Source organism: Mesorhizobium sp. FG116, assembly GCF_057809835.1.
In genome coordinates, this window is record NZ_JBMDKS010000128.1 from 1 (window position 1) to 957 (window position 957).

A 957-nucleotide genomic window follows, 5' to 3' on the forward strand; every position below is an offset into this window, starting at 1 on the left:
TCCTGTCCGCCTTCGAAGATGTCCCCGATCCCCGCGCCGAGAACACGCGACATGACTTGGGTGAGCTGCTGGTCATCGCCTTTGTGTCGGTCCTTTGCGGCGCGACCTCCTGCGCCGAGATGGCGGCCTTCGGGCGCGCAAAGGAAAGCGTTTTCAGGGGTTTCCTCAAGCTCAAGCACGCGGTTCCGTCGCATGACACCTTCTCGGCCGTGTTCCGGATGATCGATCCCAAGGCGCTCGATGCGGCTTTCGGGCGCGTGCTGGCCGATGTCGCGGCCCTCCTTCGTGATGGCGACGTGATCGCCGTTGACGGCAAGGCCCTGCGCGGGGCCCGCGATGCGGGAGAGAGCGGCCGGACGCGGATGATGGTCTCGGCCTATGCGGCGCGGCTGCGCCTGACGCTGGCCAGCGTGCCGGCCGATCGGGGTACGGAACTGGAGGCCGCCATCGAAGCGCTTGGCCTGATCGCGCTCAAGGGGAAGGTGGTGACCGCCGATGCCCTGCACTGCAATCGCCGTACGGTTGCTGCGATTAACGCGGGTGGTGGCGACTGGTGCCTGGCGCTCAAGGCCAACCAGGACTCGCTCCTGTCCGATGCCCGGGCCAGCTTCGGGGCCGAGCCAGACGCGCACCCAAGCGCGCTTTCCGAGGATATCGGCCACGGCCGGACGGAAACCCGAAAGGCGACCGTCGTTTCGAGCAAGGCTCTGGCAGAGCATCATGAATTCCCGGGCCTGAAGGCTTTTGGACGGGTCGAGGCCACCCGAAAAACAGCCGAGGGCACAACCTCGGAAACGAGGTACTTCGCGCTGTCCTGGGTGCCGACACCGGAGGTCCTGCTGGCGACCGTACGCGCCCACTGGGCTATCGAGAACAGTCTGCACTGGCAGCTGGACGTGTCGTTCCGCGAAGACGCGGCACGCAACCGCAAGGATAACAGCCCGGGCAACATCGCCA

1 protein-coding gene is annotated in these 957 nt (G+C 66.1%); it reads left to right on the forward strand.

The genetic code is table 11. From position 1 onward, the window contains the following. A partial coding sequence (locus ACODTY_RS24080) for an ISAs1 family transposase (RefSeq protein ID WP_488996696.1) occupies positions 1–957 on the forward strand: 957 nt, incomplete at both ends.